The organism is Geodermatophilus saharensis, from assembly GCF_900188205.1.
In the GTDB taxonomy this organism is placed as follows: domain Bacteria; phylum Actinomycetota; class Actinomycetes; order Mycobacteriales; family Geodermatophilaceae; genus Geodermatophilus; species Geodermatophilus saharensis.
In genome coordinates, this window is sequence record NZ_FZOH01000004.1 from 106,107 (window position 1) to 123,069 (window position 16,963).

The 16,963-nt window shown below is 76.5% G+C and carries 20 protein-coding genes; 11 read left to right on the forward strand and 9 right to left on the reverse strand.

Annotated elements, in window-relative coordinates; translation table 11 throughout:
• Positions 1-103 precede the first annotated feature (103 nt).
• Entirely contained in the window at positions 104-2,188 is a 2,085-nt protein-coding gene (locus tag CHC04_RS11835) for an alpha/beta hydrolase family protein (RefSeq protein WP_089404150.1), read from the forward strand.
• A 33-nt stretch (positions 2,189-2,221) separates the two neighbouring features.
• Here the strand turns inward: CHC04_RS11835 and CHC04_RS11840 are convergent, their stop codons facing one another.
• From CHC04_RS11840 to CHC04_RS11855, 4 genes are all read right to left on the reverse strand, one after another.
• Positions 2,222-3,325: a DUF4192 domain-containing protein gene (locus CHC04_RS11840; RefSeq protein WP_089404151.1), complete on the reverse strand. Its 1,104-nt coding sequence runs from the start codon at positions 3,323-3,325 to the stop codon at positions 2,222-2,224.
• A 92-nt stretch (positions 3,326-3,417) separates the two neighbouring features.
• Positions 3,418-4,110: a DUF6875 domain-containing protein gene (locus tag CHC04_RS11845; protein WP_089404152.1), complete on the reverse strand. Its 693-nt coding sequence runs from the start codon at positions 4,108-4,110 to the stop codon at positions 3,418-3,420.
• A gap of 166 nt (positions 4,111-4,276) precedes the next feature.
• Positions 4,277-5,035, reverse strand: a complete 759-nt coding sequence (locus CHC04_RS11850; RefSeq protein WP_089404153.1) for a hypothetical protein — start codon at positions 5,033-5,035, stop codon at positions 4,277-4,279.
• A 54-nt stretch (positions 5,036-5,089) separates the two neighbouring features.
• Positions 5,090-5,383, reverse strand: coding sequence for a Dabb family protein (locus tag CHC04_RS11855; protein ID WP_089404395.1), 294 nt, complete (start codon positions 5,381-5,383; stop codon positions 5,090-5,092).
• A gap of 53 nt (positions 5,384-5,436) precedes the next feature.
• Between CHC04_RS11855 and CHC04_RS11860 the strand changes: the two genes are divergently transcribed.
• From CHC04_RS11860 to CHC04_RS11885, 6 genes are read left to right on the forward strand one after another with little or no spacing between them, the layout of a single operon-like run.
• A complete protein-coding gene (locus CHC04_RS11860) occupies positions 5,437-6,690 on the forward strand; it encodes a glycosyltransferase family 4 protein (RefSeq protein WP_089404154.1) in 1,254 nt (417 codons plus the stop codon).
• The gene (locus CHC04_RS11865; protein ID WP_089404155.1) at positions 6,684-7,442 is read left to right on the forward strand and encodes a class I SAM-dependent methyltransferase; all 759 of its coding nucleotides are present in this window, start codon (positions 6,684-6,686) and stop codon (positions 7,440-7,442) included. Before CHC04_RS11860 ends, CHC04_RS11865 begins: the two co-directional genes overlap by 7 nt.
• Before the next feature lie 37 nt (positions 7,443-7,479).
• Positions 7,480-8,517 carry a prenyltransferase gene (locus CHC04_RS11870; protein ID WP_245817137.1) on the forward strand — a complete coding sequence of 346 codons (1,038 nt, stop codon included), beginning with the start codon at positions 7,480-7,482 and terminating at the stop codon, positions 8,515-8,517.
• On the forward strand, positions 8,514-9,398 hold the full coding sequence (locus CHC04_RS11875) for a glycosyltransferase family 2 protein (RefSeq protein ID WP_245817138.1): 885 nt from the start codon (positions 8,514-8,516) through the stop codon (positions 9,396-9,398). Before CHC04_RS11870 ends, CHC04_RS11875 begins: the two co-directional genes overlap by 4 nt.
• Positions 9,395-10,330, forward strand: coding sequence for a glycosyltransferase family 2 protein (locus tag CHC04_RS11880; RefSeq protein WP_217897322.1), 936 nt, complete (start codon positions 9,395-9,397; stop codon positions 10,328-10,330). The genes CHC04_RS11875 and CHC04_RS11880 overlap by 4 nt, the downstream gene beginning before the upstream one ends.
• 18 nt (positions 10,331-10,348) lie before the next feature.
• Positions 10,349-10,870, forward strand: coding sequence for a DinB family protein (locus CHC04_RS11885; protein WP_089404157.1), 522 nt, complete (start codon positions 10,349-10,351; stop codon positions 10,868-10,870).
• A 91-nt stretch (positions 10,871-10,961) separates the two neighbouring features.
• On the opposite strand, the gene CHC04_RS11890 is transcribed toward CHC04_RS11885, so the two are convergent.
• The 5 genes from CHC04_RS11890 to gdhA all read right to left on the reverse strand — a co-directional run bounded on the left by CHC04_RS11890 (position 10,962) and on the right by gdhA (position 15,104).
• Complete coding sequence (locus CHC04_RS11890; RefSeq protein ID WP_089404158.1) at positions 10,962-11,291, reverse strand: TraR/DksA family transcriptional regulator; 330 nt, start codon at positions 11,289-11,291, stop codon at positions 10,962-10,964.
• Positions 11,281-11,901, reverse strand: coding sequence for a class I SAM-dependent methyltransferase (locus tag CHC04_RS11895; protein ID WP_089404159.1), 621 nt, complete (start codon positions 11,899-11,901; stop codon positions 11,281-11,283). Before CHC04_RS11895 ends, CHC04_RS11890 begins: the two co-directional genes overlap by 11 nt.
• On the reverse strand, positions 11,898-13,172 hold the full coding sequence (locus CHC04_RS11900) for a YibE/F family protein (RefSeq protein WP_089404160.1): 1,275 nt from the start codon (positions 13,170-13,172) through the stop codon (positions 11,898-11,900). The genes CHC04_RS11895 and CHC04_RS11900 overlap by 4 nt, the downstream gene beginning before the upstream one ends.
• Positions 13,173-13,220: 48 nt before the next feature.
• Positions 13,221-13,610, reverse strand: a complete 390-nt coding sequence (locus tag CHC04_RS11905) for an STAS domain-containing protein (RefSeq protein WP_342743502.1) — start codon at positions 13,608-13,610, stop codon at positions 13,221-13,223.
• Positions 13,611-13,754: 144 nt separating this feature from the next.
• Entirely contained in the window at positions 13,755-15,104 is a 1,350-nt protein-coding gene (gene gdhA / locus CHC04_RS11910; protein WP_089404162.1) for an NADP-specific glutamate dehydrogenase, read from the reverse strand.
• Positions 15,105-15,338: 234 nt separating this feature from the next.
• Here gdhA and CHC04_RS11915 point away from each other — a divergent pair, with 234 nt between their 5' ends.
• The 4 genes from CHC04_RS11915 (at position 15,339) to CHC04_RS11930 (ending at position 16,939) form a co-directional block, all read left to right on the forward strand.
• Complete coding sequence (locus CHC04_RS11915) at positions 15,339-15,821, forward strand: Hsp20/alpha crystallin family protein (RefSeq protein WP_089404163.1); 483 nt, start codon at positions 15,339-15,341, stop codon at positions 15,819-15,821.
• A 119-nt stretch (positions 15,822-15,940) separates the two neighbouring features.
• Positions 15,941-16,378: a MerR family transcriptional regulator gene (locus CHC04_RS11920; protein ID WP_217897323.1), complete on the forward strand. Its 438-nt coding sequence runs from the start codon at positions 15,941-15,943 to the stop codon at positions 16,376-16,378.
• A gap of 16 nt (positions 16,379-16,394) precedes the next feature.
• Positions 16,395-16,706, forward strand: coding sequence for a metal-sensitive transcriptional regulator (locus CHC04_RS11925; protein WP_176449966.1), 312 nt, complete (start codon positions 16,395-16,397; stop codon positions 16,704-16,706).
• 23 nt (positions 16,707-16,729) lie between these two features.
• Positions 16,730-16,939, forward strand: coding sequence for a heavy-metal-associated domain-containing protein (locus tag CHC04_RS11930; protein WP_089404165.1), 210 nt, complete (start codon positions 16,730-16,732; stop codon positions 16,937-16,939).
• The last annotated feature ends 24 nt before the right edge of the window (positions 16,940-16,963 follow it).

Genomic DNA, 16,963 nt, shown 5'->3' on the forward strand with positions numbered 1-16,963 from the left:
CGGCACCCGCTTCCCCGGCGGGTGCCGGGCGCCGCTCGTTACGGTGGGCGCAGCGTCCGCGACACGGCACCGCGTCCCGTGATCCCACCCGCGAGGAGCCCTGGTGAGCCAGCCCGACCACCCCGCCGACAGCCCTGCGGACACTCCCCCGGCCTCGCCCTTCGAGCGGCTGGCCGACTTCGCCGCGATCCCGCGGGTGAGCGGCCTGGCGCTGTCGGCCGACGGCACCCGGCTGGCGGTCGCGGTGCAGACGCTCGACGGCGAGGGCACGAAGTGGCAGTCGGCGCTGTGGGAGGTCGACCCCGCCGGGCAGCGGCCGCCCCGGCGGCTGACCCGCAGCGCCCCCGGCGAGTCCGCGCCGGCCTTCGGCCCCGACGGCACCCTGCTGTTCGTCTCCGCCCGCCCCGACCCGGCGGCCGGCAAGGACGCCGGCGACCCGAAGCCGGCGCTGTGGGCGCTGCCCCCCGGCGGCGGTGAGGCGCGCCCGGTGGTCACCCGCCCGGGCGGCGTGGCCGGCTTCGCGGTGGCCGCCGACAGCGGCGACGTCGTCGTGGTGGCCGCCACCCACCCCGGCGCGGGGGACGCCTCCGACGACGAGGCCCGGCGCAAGGCGCGCAGCGACGCGGGGGTGTCGGCGATCCTGCACGAGGCCTACCCGGTGCGGTACTGGGACGCCGACCTCGGCCCGGCCGTGCCGCACCTGTTCTGGGCCGGCGCCCTGCCGGCGGAGGACGCGGCGGGCGGGGCGCCCGAGCCGGTCGAGCTGCGTGACCTGACCCCCGACGCCGGCCCGCCCCTCGGGGCCGGCGAGTCGGTGACCCTCTCCCCCGACGGCCGCCTCGCGCTGCGGGAGGAGCAGGTGCCCGACGGCCCGGCCGGCCGGCGCACCCGGCTGCTGCTGGTGGAGACGGCGACCGGGGACAGCCGGGTGCTGGTCGACGACCCGCTGGCCGACGTCCACTCCGGCGCCTTCTCCCCCGACGGCGCCGCGGTCGTCTGTGTGCGCGAGACCACGACTACCTACGCCGAGCCGCCGGACTACACGCTGCTGCTGGTCGACGTCGCCTCCGCGCAGGGCCGGGAGCTGACCGCCGGCTTCGACCGGTGGCCCAGCGCCCCGCAGTTCGCCGCGGACGGCACCGCCGTGTACTTCCTCGCCGACGACGACGGCCGGCACGCGCTGTTCCGGGTGGAGGTGGCCGGCGGCGAGCCGGTGCGGCTGACCGCCGACGGTGCCCACAGCGACCTGCAGGTGGCCCGCGACGGCAGCGCCCTCTACGCCCTGCGCTCGGCCTACGACGAGCCGCCCGTCCCGGTGCGGCTGGACCCGCGGGCGACCGGCCAGCACCCCGAGCCGCTGCCCGCGCCGGGTGGGGTCGGCCGGCTGCCGGGGACGCTGACGGAGGTCCGCACCACCACCGCCGACGGCGCGCAGGTGCAGTCGTGGCTGGTGCTGCCCGAGGGCGCCTCGACGGAGAGCCCGGCGCCACTGGTGCTGTGGATCCACGGCGGCCCGCTGATGAGCTGGAACTCCTGGTCGTGGCGCTGGTGCCCGTGGGTGCTGGCCGCCCGGGGGTACGCCGTGCTGCTGCCCAACCCGGCGCTGTCGCAGGGCTTCGGCCAGGACTTCGTGCGGCGCGGCTGGGGCGAGTGGGGCGGGGCGCCCTACACCGACCTCATGGCCGCCGTGGACGCGGCCCTGGAGCGGCCCGACCTCGACCCGGAGCGCACCGCCGCGATGGGCGGCTCGTTCGGCGGCTACATGGCCAACTGGGTGGCCACCCAGACCGACCGCTTCCGGGCGATCGTCACCCACGCCAGCCTGTGGGATCTCGACAGCTTCGTGGGCACCACGGACGCGGCCTACTACTGGGAGAAGGAGTGGGGCGACCCGCTCACCACCCCGAAGCGCTACGAGCAGAACTCGCCGCACCGCTTCGCCGACGCCATCCGCACGCCGGTGCTGGTCATCCACGGCGACAAGGACTACCGCGTGCCGATCGGCGAGGGTCTGCGGCTGTTCTACGACCTGCAGAAGCGGGGCGTGCCGTCGCGGTTCCTCTACTTCCCGGACGAGAACCACTGGGTGCTCACCCCCGGCAACTCGACGGTCTGGTACGAGACGGTGCTCGCCTTCCTGGCCGAGCACGTGCTCGGCCAGGAGTGGCAGCGCCCCGCCCTGCTGTGACGGCGCCGCCTCCGGGCGGTGTCGGCACGCCGCTCACCCGGCGCCGGCCGACCGGGGGTCGGGCGCGAGGGTCTCGCTGATCAGGGCGCGCAGCTGCGCAGGCGGGAGGCAGGCGGCCAGGCCGTCGGCCAGCAGCTGCGGCAGCGGCGCGTCGGGGTCGGCCGCCATCGCCCGGTCGAGCGCGACGTTGGCCGTGGCGCCGTCCCCGCGCAGCCACGCGCTCACGGCCAGCAGCGTCGCGGGCGGCCCGTCGAGCGGCACGGGCGCGCGGCGGGTGCACTCGGTCCACAGCACCTCCGCGGCCGGGGCGTCGTCGCCGAGCGCCAGGCCCAGCGCCCGGTCGCGCACCTCGGAGAGGGTCAGTGCCCACAGCACCTCGGCCACCCGGGCGTCGGACAACCGGGCACCGGCGGTGGCCGGTCCGGGCCGGCAGGCGGCCGCGGCATCGACGACCAGGGTGCTCGCCTCGGCGGCGACGGCGGCCCGCCCGGAGGCGCGCAGCCGGCCGGCGTGCACCCGCCCGGCGGACAGGCAGGCCTCGGCCATCGCCGCCGCGGCCGGGCCGTCCGGCGGGGCGATGCGGGCGGCCAGCGCGGCGCGGTCGGGCGCGAGCACCGCACCGGCGGCAACCGCCGCCGCGGCCAGCGGGCTGGCCCCGGCGGGGACGGGCGTGCCGGCGCCGGGCTCGCAGCAGGCGTACGGGCAGTCGTAGTCCCACCACCGGCCGCCGCGGACCAGCAGCGCCTCGCGGACGGGCACGTCGCGCCCGTCCAGGGCCAGCACCACCTCGTGCACCACGTCGCGGTGCGGCAGCTCCGGCCACGCCTCGACCGCGCCGGACCCGACCGGGAGCACCGGCGGGAGCGCGCGGTCGGGGGCCTCGGAGACCACCGCGAGGAGCACGGCGTCCGGCTCGTCGGTGACGACCCGGGCGGCGAGGGCGCGGGCCAGCGCGGCGGCCGACCCCGGCGGCGGGAGGTCGGCGCGCACGGTCAGGCCGACCTGGCTGCCACCGGGTCCGCGCAGGCTGACCAGCACCACCGACTCGGCCGGCCGGAAGCCGAGCAGGTGCGGCAGGGCGGCGGCGACCTCGCCGGTGCCGCCGAGCCGGATGACGGGGATCGGGGGTCTCTGCACGCCGTCGACCCTGCGGTCCCGCGCGGTGCGGCGGGCTCCCTCACGGCGGCCTGTGGACCAGGCCGCCCCTGTGGACGGCCGGGGCGGGAGTGTCAGCGGGCCACGGCCTCCGCCGGGGGCACCCGGTCGCGCCGCGCGTTCCACGGCAGCCGGCGGAGCTCCTCGGCGAGCGCGCGGACCCCCGACTCGCCGAAGCGACGGGCCCAGTGGGTCAGCCAGTCCTCCTGCTCGAGGAAGAACTTCCAGTCGCTGACCACCCCGTGCCGCACGAACAGGAACGGCACCGGCGACCGGAAGGGGCGGAAGCCGTCGTTGTAGATCGCGGTCGACCGGTTGCCGTCGTAGAACGGCCCGAAGACGATCCCGTCCTCGACGTAGGACGGCACGGCGATCTGCTGCAGGACCTCGCCGAAGACGCCCTCCGCACGGTCCGCGGGCAGGTCGGGGAAGACGACGACGACCACGTCGTACGTGTCGTCGCCGGCCGCGGTCCCGGCGTCGAGGAGCCGGCGCTTGTGGTCCTCCACCACGTCCACGACGCGCGGCGCGCCCCCGTCGCCGACCTGCTCGGCGGCGAGCCACAGCCGCTGCCGTGCCACGGACGTGGGCACGAAGGGGCAGACCGGCCCGGGGCGGCCGAGCTCCTCGTGCGGCTCGACGACGAAGGTCCGGATCCAGTCGGCGACGGCGCGCAGCGCGTCCCGGTCGCGGTCGGCCAGGCCACCGGTCCTCCCGTCGGTCCCGAGGTCCTCGAGGAGGAAGAGATCAGCGGTCCGTGTCGACATCGGGGACCTCCGGGGAGATGAGGAGCGGGCACCGGTCCTGGCGCCACGGAGCCTGCCCGCCCCCTCCTCGGGTCGCGCCCGTCAAGGGCCCTGGTCCGCTCCCCGGGCCGGTGGCGGTCACCGGGCGCGTCGACCACCGGGCCCGACCGCGGGGCCCCTGCTCCCCTCAGTCGAGGGCGGCGGCCTGGGTGTCGTGGGCCTGCGCGAGCAGGTCGGTGAAGGCCGTCGGGTCGAGCCGGCCGCCGGAGGTGTCCGTGCGGAGCAGCACGAGGACCCGGTCGCCGTCCTGCACCATCCCGACCAGGGCCGGCACGGTCACCTGCTGACCGTCGGGCCCGGTCGCGGTGGTGCTGAAGGTGACGCCGGCCGAGCCGTCGCCGAGCTCGGGCACGGTGAGCTCGTCGAAGGCGATGGTCACCGTGCCGACCTCCGGGGAGGTCACCTGCACCGAGCGGCACCGGTCGAGCTGCTGCCCGAAGCCGTCCAGCGCGTCCTCGGCGGGGCCGCCGGAGGCCAGCGCCTGCACGGTGGTGACCGTCCCGAGGACGGCGACCTGCGCGGCGACGTCGTCGTACTCGTCGAACGACGGCTGGGTCCCCTGCACCGCGGGTGCGCACTCCGGCGGGGTCACCTGCAGGTCCTCGGTGGCGCTGCCGGCGGCGGCCGCGCCCTGCGCCAGCTGGGCCTCGGTCAGCGGGGTGACCTGCGCGCCCGTCCCGAACGCCTCGGCGGGGAGCAGCCCCGGCGCGAGGTCGGCGCCGGAGGCCGGCGACGCCGAGGACGACGACGAGGCCGACGAGGAGGCCGACGCCGAGGACGGCGACGCGGGCGAGGCCGTGCCCTCGACGTCGCCGCCGCCGCACCCGCTGAGCAGGACGGCGGCCGCCAGGCCGGCGGAGGTGCGCAGACGACGGCGGGCGCTCATGCCCGGACGGTAACCGCGGCGCGACGCCGGCGCGGGCCGGTCACCCCGATCGGGTCACGGCTCGTACTGGACGGCGCTGCGCGCGGCCAGGTACGGGCGGACGTGCTCGGCGATCACCGCGAGGTGCACCGGGTCGGTGGCGTAGCGGCGGAACGCCTCGGCGTCGGCGAAGTCGGCGACCAGGACCGTGTGGGCGTTGCCCTCCACCAGGCCGGCGTCGGGGGCGACGGTGAAGGCCAGTGTCCCCGGGACCTGCTCGGGCAGCCGGCGCAGCGCGGCGACGGTCTCGGCCCGGCGGGCCTCGTCGGCGTCGTCGGACCAGGTGAAGTGCACGACGTGTCGGATCACGCCGGTCACCCTGTCAGGCGGGCGGACCGCGGGGGGTCGGTAGTGTCCGGCGCATGGGACGACGGCTGCGGATCGCACTGCTGTCGTACCGGAGCAAGCCGCACAGCGGCGGGCAGGGCGTCTACGTGCGGGCGCTGTCGCGGGAGCTGACCGCGCTCGGCCACGCCGTCGAGGTGTTCAGCGGCCAGCCCTATCCCGAGCTCGACGACGGCGTCCCGCTCACCCGGGTGCCCAGCCTCGACCTGTACCGGGAGCCCGACCCGTTCCGCACCCCGCGGCCCTCGGAGTTCCGCGACTGGATCGACGTCGCCGAGTGGGCGGCGATGTGCACCGCCGGCTTCCCCGAGCCGCTGACCTTCACCCTCCGCGCGGCTCGCGAGCTGCTCCCCCGCCGGCACGAGTTCGACGTCGTGCACGACAACCAGAGCCTGGGCTACGGGCTGCTGCGGCTGGTCCGCGCGGGGATCCCCACCGTGGCCACCGTGCACCACCCGGTCGCCATCGACCGGCAGCTCGACCTCGCCGCCGCGCCCACGCTGCGCCGCCGGCTGACGCTGCACCGCTGGTACGGGTTCACCGCGATGCAGGCCCGCGTCGCCCCCCGCCTGGACGCGGTCACGACCGTCTCGGAGAGCTCGCGGCGCGACATCGAGACCCACCTGCGGGTCCCCGCCGCCGGCGTCGAGGTCGTCCCGATCGGCATCGACCCCGACGTGTTCACCCCGCCGCCCGCCGGGCGGCCGCGCGAGGCGGACTCGATCGTGGTCACCACCAGCGCCGACGTGCCGCTCAAGGGCCTGGTGCACCTGCTCGAGGCGGTGGCCAAGCTGCGCACCGAGCGGCCGGTGCGGCTGACCGTCGTCGGCACCGCCCGTCCCGGCGGGCCGGCCGAGTCGGCGCTGGACCGCCTCGGCCTGCGCGACGCCGTCCGGTTCACCGGCCCGTTGCCCGAGGCCGACCTGGTGCGGCTGCTGCAGTCGGCGGCCGTGGCCGCGATCCCCTCCCTCTACGAGGGCTTCTCGCTGCCGGCGGTGGAGGCCATGGCCTGCGGCACCCCGCTGGTGACCACCGACGCCGGCGCGCTGCCCGAGGTCGTGGGCACCCAGGCGGGCCTGCGGGTGCGGGCCGGTGACGTCGACGAGCTCACCGCGGCGCTGCGGATGGTGCTCGAGCAGCCCTCGCTGCAGGAGCAGCTGGGCCGCGCCGGCCGCCGCCGGGTGCTGGCCTCCTACACCTGGCGCTCGACCGCCGAGCGCACCGCCGACTGGTACACCCGCGTGCTGGAGGAGAAGGGGCGCCCGTGCTGACGGTCGACTACGACCTGCTCGACCTGCGGCCCGGCGCCACCGTCCTCGACCTCGGCTGCGGCGAGGGCCGGCACGCCTTCGAGGCCTACCGCCGCGGCGCGCACGTGGTCGCCGTCGACCACGGCGTGTCCGAGGTGGCGACGACGAGGCAGTGGCTGGGCGCGATCGCCGAGGCCGGCGAGGCGCCGGCGGGCGCCCGGTACGAGGTGGTCCGCGGCGACCTGCTGCACCTGCCCTTCCCCGACGGGAGCGTCGACCGGGTCATCGCCTCGGAGGTGCTCGAGCACGTCCCCGACGACGCCCGCGCCATGGCCGAGATCGTGCGGGTGCTCAAGCCGGGCGGGCGGGTCGCCGTCACCGTGCCCCGGTACGGCCCCGAGCGGGTCTGCTGGGCGCTGTCGGACGCCTACCACGCCAACGAGGGCGGCCACGTGCGCATCTACCGCGGCGACGCGCTGCGGGCCCGGCTGCGGGTCGCCGGCCTCGTGCCCGGGCGCAGCCACCACGCGCACGCGCTGCACGCGCCCTACTGGTGGCTCAAGTGCGCGGTCGGCGTGGAGCGCGACGCCGCCGTCGTGCGGGCCTACCACCGGCTGCTGGTCTGGGACCTCACGCGGCGGCCGCTGGTCACCCGGCTGGCCGAACGGGTGCTCGACCCGCTGATCGGCAAGAGCCTGGTCGTCTACGCGGACAAGCCGGCGGTGGCCGCCGGCGCCCTCCCGGAGCGGGAGAAGACCGCTGCCGCCCGCTGAGCTCCCCGAGCTGCCCGGCGTCCTCGACGGCGCCGCGGTGCGGCAGACGGTGGCCGCCATCGCCGCGGAGCAGGCCGCCGACGGCGCGCTGCCGTGGTTCCGTGGCGGGCAGCTGGACCCGTGGGACTCGATCGAGGCGGCGATGGCCCTGGACGTGGGCGGCGAGCACGCCCGCGCGGCGGCCGCCTACCGCTGGCTGGCCGCCCGGCAGCGCCCGGACGGCTCCTGGGCCGCCGAGTACCGCGGCGGTGCCGAGACCTCTCCCGCCGTCGAGAGCAACCACGCCGGCTACCTCGCCGTCGGCACCTGGCACTCCTGGCTGGCCACCCGCGACGAGGCGCTGGTGGCCGAGCTGTGGCCGGTCGTGCGCCGCGGGCTGGACCTCGTGGTGCGCATGCAGCTGGCCGGCGGCGCGGTCGGCTGGGCGCTGCGCCCCGACGGCACTCCCGACGGCACCGCGCTGCTGACCGGCAACGCCAGCCTGTTCCAGGCGCTGCGCTGCGGCATCGCGCTGGCCGGGCTGGTCGGGTCTCCGCAGCCGGACTGGGAGCTGGCCGTCACCGACCTCGGCACGGCGCTGCGCACCGACCCCGCCGCCTTCGCCGACCGGTCGCGGTACTCGATGGACTGGTACTACCCGGTGCTCGCCGGCGCGGTCACCGGGGAGGCCGCCCGCGCACGGCTGGCCGCGGAGTGGGACCGCTTCGTCGTCCCGGGCCTGGGTGCCCGCTGCGTCGCCGACCGCCCGTGGGTGACCGGCGCCGAGACCTGCGAGCTGGCGCTGGCGCTGGTGGTCGCCGGCCAGCCGGAGGCCGCGCGCGAGCAGGTGGCCGCGATGCAGCACCTGCGCCACGGCGACGGCTCCTACTGGACCGGGCTGGTCTACGCCGACGACGCCCGGTGGCCGGTGGAGCGCACCACCTGGACGGCCGCGGCGGTGGTGCTGGCCGTCGACGCGCTCTCGGGTGCCACGCCGGCGTCGGGGCTGTTCGCCGACCCGGCCGCGCTGCCGGCGCCCGGGACCGTCGACACCCCCGGTTCGGCGGCGCCGCTACCGGGCAGTCGACGTCCGTGACCAGCACCACCGAGCACCCCGGCACGTCCCCGTCCCCGACCGCCGACGGCGTCACCGTCGTCGTCATGAGCCGCGACCGGCGCGAGGACCTCCTTGCCACACTCCCCCGGCACGAGGCGCCGGTGGTGCTCGTCGACAACGGCTCCACCGACGGCACGGCCGACGCCGTCCGCGCCGCCCTGCCGGAGGTGACCGTCCTGGCGCTGCACGAGAACGTCGGCGCCCGCGCGCGCACCATCGGCGCCGGGCACGCCGGCACGGAGTTCGTCGCCTTCGCCGACGACGACTCCTGGTGGGCGCCGGGCGACCTGGCCCGCGCCGTGGCGGTCATGCGCGCCCACCCGCGGCTGGCGGTGCTCAACGCCCGGGTGCTGGTCGGTCCGGAGGAGCGGCTGGACCCGCTGTGCCCGGAGCTGGCGGCCAGTCCGCTCGGCACGCCGCCGCACCTGCCCGGCCCGCGGCTGCTCGGCTTCATCGGCTGCGCGGCGATGGTGCGCACCGAGGCGTTCCTCGCCGCCGGCGGCTTCGACCCGGTGGTGCGCTTCCCGGGCGAGGAGGAGCGGCTCGCCCTCGACCTGGCCGCGGCCGGGTGGGACATCGCCTACGTCGACGCCGTGACGGTGCACCACCACCCCTCGACCCGCCGGCACGACCCCGCCGCCCGCCGTGCGGCGATCTGGCGGTCCAGGCTGCTCACCGCGGTGATGCGGCTGCCGTGGCCCGACGTGGCGCGCACCGTCGTCGCCGGGCTGCGGGCCGGCGCCCCCGAGCGGCGCGGGCTGCGGCGGGCGGTGCCGGACCTGCCCGCCGCGCTGCGCCGCCGGCGCCGGGTGCCGGCGTCGGTGCTGGCCGACCTGCGGCGGCTGGAGGCCGGCTCGTGACGGCGACGGCCGACCGGCCGGTGCACGTCGAGGCGGGGGCCGATGCGCGGGTCGCCGTCGTCGTCATCACCCACCAGCGGCGCGAGGAGGTGCTGGTGGCGCTGTCGCGGCTGCTGGAGCTGCCGGAGCGGCCGCACGTGGTGGTCGTCGACAACGGCTCCACCGACGGCACCGCCGAGGCCGTCCGCGAGCGGTTCCCCGCCGTGGAGCTGGTCGCCAGCCCGGTGAACCTCGGCGCGGTCGGCCGCAACGTCGGCGTCGCGCGGCTCTCGACGCCCTACGTGGCCTTCTGCGACGACGACACCTGGTGGGAGCCGGGGTCGCTGCGGACGGCGGCCGACGTCCTCGACGCCCACCCGCGGCTGGCCGTGGTGACCGCGCGGATCCTCGTCGAGCCCGGCGGCCGGGAGGACCCGATCGTGCCGGAGCTGCGCGACTCCCCCGTCCGCGGCGCCGACTGGCTGCCCGGCCCGGCGCTGGGCTCGTTCCTCGCCGGCGCGAGCGTGGTGCGCCGGGAGGCCTTCGGGGAGGTCGGCGGCTTCTGCGAGCGGCTGTGGCTGGGCGGCGAGGAGGAGCTCATGGCCGGCGACCTCGCCGCCGCCGGCTGGGAGCTGTGCTACCTGCCCGCCCTGACCGTGCACCACCAGGCCTCGCGGGCCCGCGACTCCCACCGCCGGCGCCGCGACGGCATCCGCAACACCCTCTGGACGACGTGGCTGCGGCGCCCGCTGCGCCCGGCGCTGCGCCGCACGCTGCACCTGCTGGCCACCCTGCCCCGCGACCGGGTGACCGCGCAGGGCCTGCTGGCCGCCGCCCGCGGGGTGCCGTGGGTGCTGCGCGAGCGGCGGGTGCTCCCCGCCCACGCCGAGGCGCGCTTCGCCGCCCTCGACGCCGTCCAGCGCCGCAGCTCGGCGCGCCGCTACGTCAGCTGAGCCCCGGGAGGGACGCACGTGACGCCACCGGACCGACGCGACCAGCCGCCGATCACCGCGGACGAGGCGACGACGCTGACGGCCTTCCTGCGGTACCAGCGGCAGACGCTGGAGTGGAAGTGCGCCGGCCTGACCCCGCAGCAGCTCGCCACGCGGGCCGTGCCGACGTCCGAGGTCACGCTGCTGGGGCTGGTGCGTCACCTCGCCGCGGTCGAGACCGGGTGGCTGGTCGGCTTCGGCGGGCTGCCGTACGGGATGTGGCCCGACGTCGTCCGCGACCGCGACGAGCAGTTCCGCGTGGACCCCGCGACGGTGACCGCGGACGACGTCGAGTCGGCCTGGGTCACCTGGCGGGCGGTCGGGGAGACGGTGGGCTCGGTCGCGCGGCAGCTGCCCCTCGACACCACCGACCGGCCCTGGGGTCGCGACGACGAGTTCTCCCTGCGCTGGATCCTGCTGCACCTCGTCGAGGAGTACGCGCGGCACAACGGCCACGCCGACCTGCTCCGCGAGGCGGTCGACGGCGTCACCGGGGAGTGAGCCCGCCCGCGTCGGGGAGCGTGTGCGCCGGCGCCGCGTCCCGCGCCCCGGAAAGCGGCGGGGGCGCACACGCCCGGGACCCCGGCAGCGGTCAGGTCGCGCAGGCGATGCAGGTCCGGGTCGTCGGGCGGGCCTCGAGGCGCTCGGGCGCGATCGGCGCGCCGCAGGTCTCGCAGCGCCCGTAGGTGCCCGCCTCGACGGCGGTGACCGCGGCGTCGACCTCGGCCAGCCGCCGGCGAGCCTGCTCCAGCAGCGCCGCCAGCTGCTGGCGCTCGAAGGCGATCGTCGCGCCCTCGGGGTCGTGCTCGTCGTCGGCGTTGGACGCCTGCGAGGCGGCGACCACGGCGTCGAACTCGCGGGTCAGCGCCGCGATCTGCGCCAGGGCGGCGGTGCGCTCCGCCCCGAGCCGGTCAGCGCTCACGGCGCAGCAGCCGCAGCGACCCGGTGCCGGGCAGCTCGGTGAAGTCGCCGCCGGCCAGCACCCGCGTGTAGACGCCGAAGGGTGCCTGGCCGCCGTCGGCGGGGTCGGGGAAGACGTCGTGGATGGCCAGCGTGCCGCCCACGGCCAGCTTGGCCACCCAGGCGTCCTGGTCGCGGCGGGCGGACTCCTCGGTGTGGCTGCCGTCGAGGAACAGCAGCGCCAGCGGCGTCGACCACAGCGGGGCGAGCACCTCCGACCGGGCGACGACGGCGACGACGACGTCCTCGGCGCCGGCGTCGGCGACGGTGCGGCGGAACCGCGGCAGCGTGTCGACGAGCCCGACGGCGGGGTCGACCAGCGACGGGTCGTGGTACTCCCAGCCGGGCTGGTGCTCCTCGGAGCCGCGGTGGTGGTCGACGGTGACCACCTGCCGCCCGGTCTCCCGCGCGGCGGCGGCGAGGTAGAGGGCCGACTTCCCCATCCACGAGCCGACCTCCAGCAGCGGCCCGGGGACGGTGACGGCGCGGGCGGCCTCGTAGAGGGCGCGGCCCTCGTCGTCGGGCATGAAGCCGGGGGCGGCGCGGGCGGCGGCCAGCAACTCTGCGCTCATCGGGCGAACCTCGCACGCAGTGCCGACACGCGCCTCTCCGGGGCGGCGCCGGCCGCCGTGCCGGCCGCGGTGGCGAAGAACGCACCGGCCGCGGTCGTCACCGGCACCGCCAGCACCAGCGCGATGGCGCCGACCAGGGTCCGGATGACCTCCTCGGCCGGCGCCGAGCTGGTGAGCACGGTGCCGGCCGGCTGGGCGTAGAGCTCGAACAGCAGGAGCAGCGGCAGCGCGGCCCCGGCGTAGGCGAAGACGATCGTGTAGACCGTCGAGGCGATGTGGTCGCGGCCCACCGCCATGCCGCGGCGGTAGAGGTCCCGCCACCCCATCGCCGGGTCGACCTCCTTCAGCTGCCACAGCGCCGAGGCCTGGGTGATCGTGACGTCGTTGAGCACGCCGAGCCCGGCGACGACGACCCCCGCGATGACCAGCCCGGAGAAGTCGAGGGTCGGGTCGAAGGTGGCCAGCTGGACGGTCTCCTCGCTGGTCAGCCCGGTCAGCCGCGCGACGCCGACCGAGACCGACCCGAGCACGGTCACCAGCGCCAGCCCGAAGAGCGTGCCCACCAGCGCCGTCGTCGTCCGGGCCGAGAAGCCGTGGGCGAGGTAGAGGACGACGAACATGATCGCCGCGGAGCCGACCAGGCTGACCAGCGTCGGGGAGGACCCCGCCAGCAGGCCGGGCAGCACGAACTGCAGCAGCACGAAGAAGGCGAACGCCAGGCCGACGAGCGCGGCCAGCCCGCGCAGCCGGGCGACGGCGACGGTGACGACCGCGAAGGCGACGGCGAGCACCAGCAGCGGCGTGGCCCGCGCGAAGTCGTAGAACTGGTAGCCCGCGCCGCCCTCGGCGCCGGGGTCGCGGGTGAGCACGACCGTGTCGCCCTCGGCGACCCCGTTGGCGACGACGTCGGCGGCGAGGTCGACCTGCTGGTACTCCCCGGCGCCGGGCCCCTCGAGCACCTCGACGACGGCGGTCGCGCAGCTGGCCTGCGCGGTGCCGGGGTCCCCGCAGGGGAAGGTCTGCAGCGACACGACCCGGCCGTCGGGGTAGGTGGTGCCCGGCGGCAGGAAGGTCTCGGCCACCTGCTGGGCGCGGGTGGGCTCGCCGCCGGGCCAGAGCACGACCAGGCCGACGACGGTGGCCAGCCCCGCCGGGACCAGGAGCAGCAGCATCAGCCACACCGCACGGCGCCGGCGGGTCAGCGTCTCCGGGCTCGGCGGCGGAGCGTCGGGGTCGGCACCGTGGGAGTGACCGTGGGAGGGAGGTGGCACCCGGTCAGGCTAGGAGCCGCACCCCTCCGGACCCGGCCCGACACCGGGTCAGGCGCTGCGCCCGTCGGGTCCGTCCGGCCGCCGCGTCTGCGCGCCCGACGGCGGGGAGCCGCCGGCGTCGGCCGGCCCGGCGTCGGGGTCGACGACCTCGAAGCGCCGCCACAGGCCGGTCAGCTGCAGCGGACGGGCGACCGCGGCCGGCGGGGAGACCAGCGCGACGGTCACCGCGCGCGGCTGCGTCATGCGCTGCAGCTGCACCAGCACGGCCATGCCGGCGGAGTTCATGAACGTCACCCCGCCGAGCAGCAGCTCCACCCGGGACAGCGTGGGCACCGACAGCAGCTGGTCGGTGACCACGCGGACCAGGGGGCGCCGGGCGGCCTCGGTGAGCTCCCCGGTGACGGTCACGCGGCTGACGTCGCCGTCGAGCTCGGTGATGACCTCCGGGGCGGTCCCGTCGTGTGGGCCCGCGGCGTGTGGTGGCTCGACAGCCGCTCCCTCCTGGGGCGGTACGGACTCGCTCATGCACGCGCACTGCCCGCTGCCCGCGGATCCCATGCCCGGGCCCGCGTCCCGAGCCGCTCAGACCAGCCCGTGGGCGTGGACGGCCTCGGCGACCTGCAGGAAGCCGGCGACGTTGGCGCCGAGGACCAGGTCGCCCGGGGAGCCGTACTCCTCGGCGGTGGCGGCACAGCGCTCGTGGATGCCGCGCATGATCTCCTCCAGCCGCGCCTCGGTGTGCTCGAAGGACCAGCGGTCCCGCGAGGCGTTCTGCTGCATCTCCAGCGCGGAGGTGGCCACGCCCCCGGCGTTGGCGGCCTTGCCCGGCGCGAACGCCACCCCGCTCTCGCGGAGGACCCGCACCGCGTCGGGGGTGGCCGGCATGTTGGCGCCCTCGACGACGTGGCGGCAGCCGTTGCGGGCCAGGACCACCGCGGCGTCCCCGTCGAGCTCGTTCTGCGTCGCGCTGGGGATCGCGACGTCGCAGGGCACGTCCCAGACGCTGCCGCCGGCGACGAAGGACGCCGACGGGACACGCTCGGCGTAGGCGCCGATGCGGGCCCGTTCGACCTCCTTGACCTGCTTGAGGACCTCGAGGTCGATGCCCTTCTCGTCGACGACGTAGCCGCTGGAGTCCGAGCAGGCGACCACGGTGCCGCCGAGCTGGTGCACCTTCTCGATGCCGTAGACGGCGACGTTGCCCGAGCCGCTGACGGTGACCCGCTTGCCGTCGAAGGACTCCCCGGCCGCCTCCATCATCGCCTCGGCGAAGAAGGCCGCCCCGTACCCGGTGGCCTCGGTGCGCACCAGTGCACCGCCCCAGCCCAGGCCCTTGCCGGTGATCACCCCGGACTCGTAGCGGTTGGTGATCCGCTTGTACTGGCCGAACAGGTAGCCGATCTCGCGGGCCCCCACGCCGATGTCACCGGCGGGCACGTCGGTGTACTCGCCGAGGTGCCGGTAGAGCTCGGTCATGAACGACTGGCAGAAGCGCATGACCTCGGCGTCGGAGCGGCCCTTGGGGTCGAAGTCCGAGCCGCCCTTGCCGCCGCCGATGGGCATGCCGGTCAGCGCGTTCTTGAACACCTGCTCGAAGCCGAGGAACTTGACGATCCCGAGGTTCACCGACGGGTGGAAGCGCAGCCCGCCCTTGTAGGGCCCCAGCGCGGAGTTGAACTCGACCCGGAAGCCGCGGTTGATCTGCACCTCCCCGGAGTCGTCCTGCCAGGGCACCCGGAAGATGACCTGCCGCTCGGGCTCGCAGATCCGCTCGACGGTCTTCATCTCGGTGTACTCGCTGTGCCGGCGCAGCACGACGGCCAGCGACTCGAGGACCTCGCGGACCGCCTGGTGGAACTCCGGCTCCGCGGGGTTGCGGCGCAGCACCTCCTCGTGGATGCGCTCGACCACCGGCGGGAGGCTGTCGGTCACGGGGTCCCTCCGCTCTGCGACCGGACCCGTTCCGGATCCGCGACGGGGTCATGATGCCGGGCCGGGAGGCGGCGCCGATCCCGGGGGTCGGCCGTCCGGGTCGATGCCGGCCACGGGAACAAAAGTGACAGTCGGATGTTTACAGCAGCGTCCGAGCAAGGTAATCTCTAGTCGCCACTAGAGGTTCATCCTCGGGCAGCGAACACACACCGGATCTCCCAGGAGGTTCACACGATGCTGACCGCGTACGACCCGTTCGCCGCCACGTCCGCCGCCTTCCGCGCGCTGGACCAGCTCGCCGGCCGTACCGGCACCGCCCGTGCCCTGTCGGGCATGCCGATGGACGCCTACCGGGTCGGCGACAAGTTCGTCGCCCACTTCGACCTGCCCGGCGTCGACCCCGGCTCGATCGACCTGTCGATCGAGGGCACCACGCTCACCGTCAGCGCCGAGCGCTCCGTACCGCAGCTGGAGAACGCCGAGTGGGCCGTCGCCGAGCGCCCCTACGGTGCCTACACCCGGCAGCTGGTGCTGGGCCGCAGCCTCGACACCGACCGGCTCGAGGCGAGCTACCACGACGGCGTCCTGACCGTGAGCATCCCGGTCGCCGAGAAGGCGCGGGCCCGCAAGATCACCGTCACCCGTGCCGACGTGCCGGCCCAGGTCGAGGGGCGGACCATCGAGCACGACAGCGAGCAGCGCGCCGTCGAGAGCTGACCGGTGCGCTGATCGGGCGACCCGCACGCGGGGCCGGGCCGGCACGGCCCGGCCCCGCGCCGTTCCCGGGTCACCCCCTGGCCACCCCATCCGACGACCCCGGCCGACGAGGAGTCCCCGTGAGCAGCGACGCGCGGCGCGCCGCCGACGACGGCGCGTCCGGGGCTCCCGGACCGCAGGACCCCGCGACCGACGCCGTGCGCCGGCTCGACGACCCCGACTTCCCCGCCCTCACCATGAGCCAGGCCGCCGCGCTGCTGGGAGTGCAGGCGGCCTTCCTGCGCAGCCTCGACGGATCCGGGGTGCTGCACCCGCACCGCTCCCCCGGCGGGCACCGCCGCTACTCCCGCCACCAGCTGGTGCTCGCCGCCCGCCTGCGCGGCCTGCTCGACGAGGGGCACCCGCTGGCCTCGGCCGAGGTCATCGTCGGCCTGCAGGACGAGCTGGCCGACGCGCGGGCCTCCAACGACCGGCTGCGGGACACCGTCGACCGACTGCGCTCCGACCGCCCGGAGGAGCAGGCCCCGGACGAGGACCCGAGCACCCCTGGGGGGTAGGGGTACGGTGGCCGCTGTGAGCGACCCGGAGAACACCCCCGGCCACGTCCACGGCTACACCCACCGCAAGGACGACCACCTCAAGCGGCTGCGCCGCATCGAGGGACAGGCGCGCGGACTGCAGCGGATGGTCGAGGACGAGAAGTACTGCATCGACATCCTCACCCAGGTCTCGGCCATGACCTCGGCGCTGCAGTCGGTGGCGCTGAGCCTGCTCGAGGAGCACCTGGCCCACTGCGTCGCCGAGGCCGTCGCCACCGGCGGCCCGGAGGCCGACGCGAAGGTCCGCGAGGCCTCCGCCGCGATCGCCCGGCTCGTCCGCTCCTGACCCGACCCTCCCGGAGGACCCCCGTGAGCACCGCCAGCTACACCGTCACCGGCATGACCTGCCAGCACTGCGTCGCCGCCGTCACCGAGGAGGTGAGCGACCTGCCCGGCGTCACCGACGTGCAGGTCGACCTCGCCAGCGGCGGGCTGACCGTCACCAGCGACGCCCCGGTCGACGACGACGACGTGCGCGCCGCCGTCGAGGAGGCCGGGTACGAGCTCGCCGGCCGCTGAGCCGACCCTCCCGAGGAACCCTCC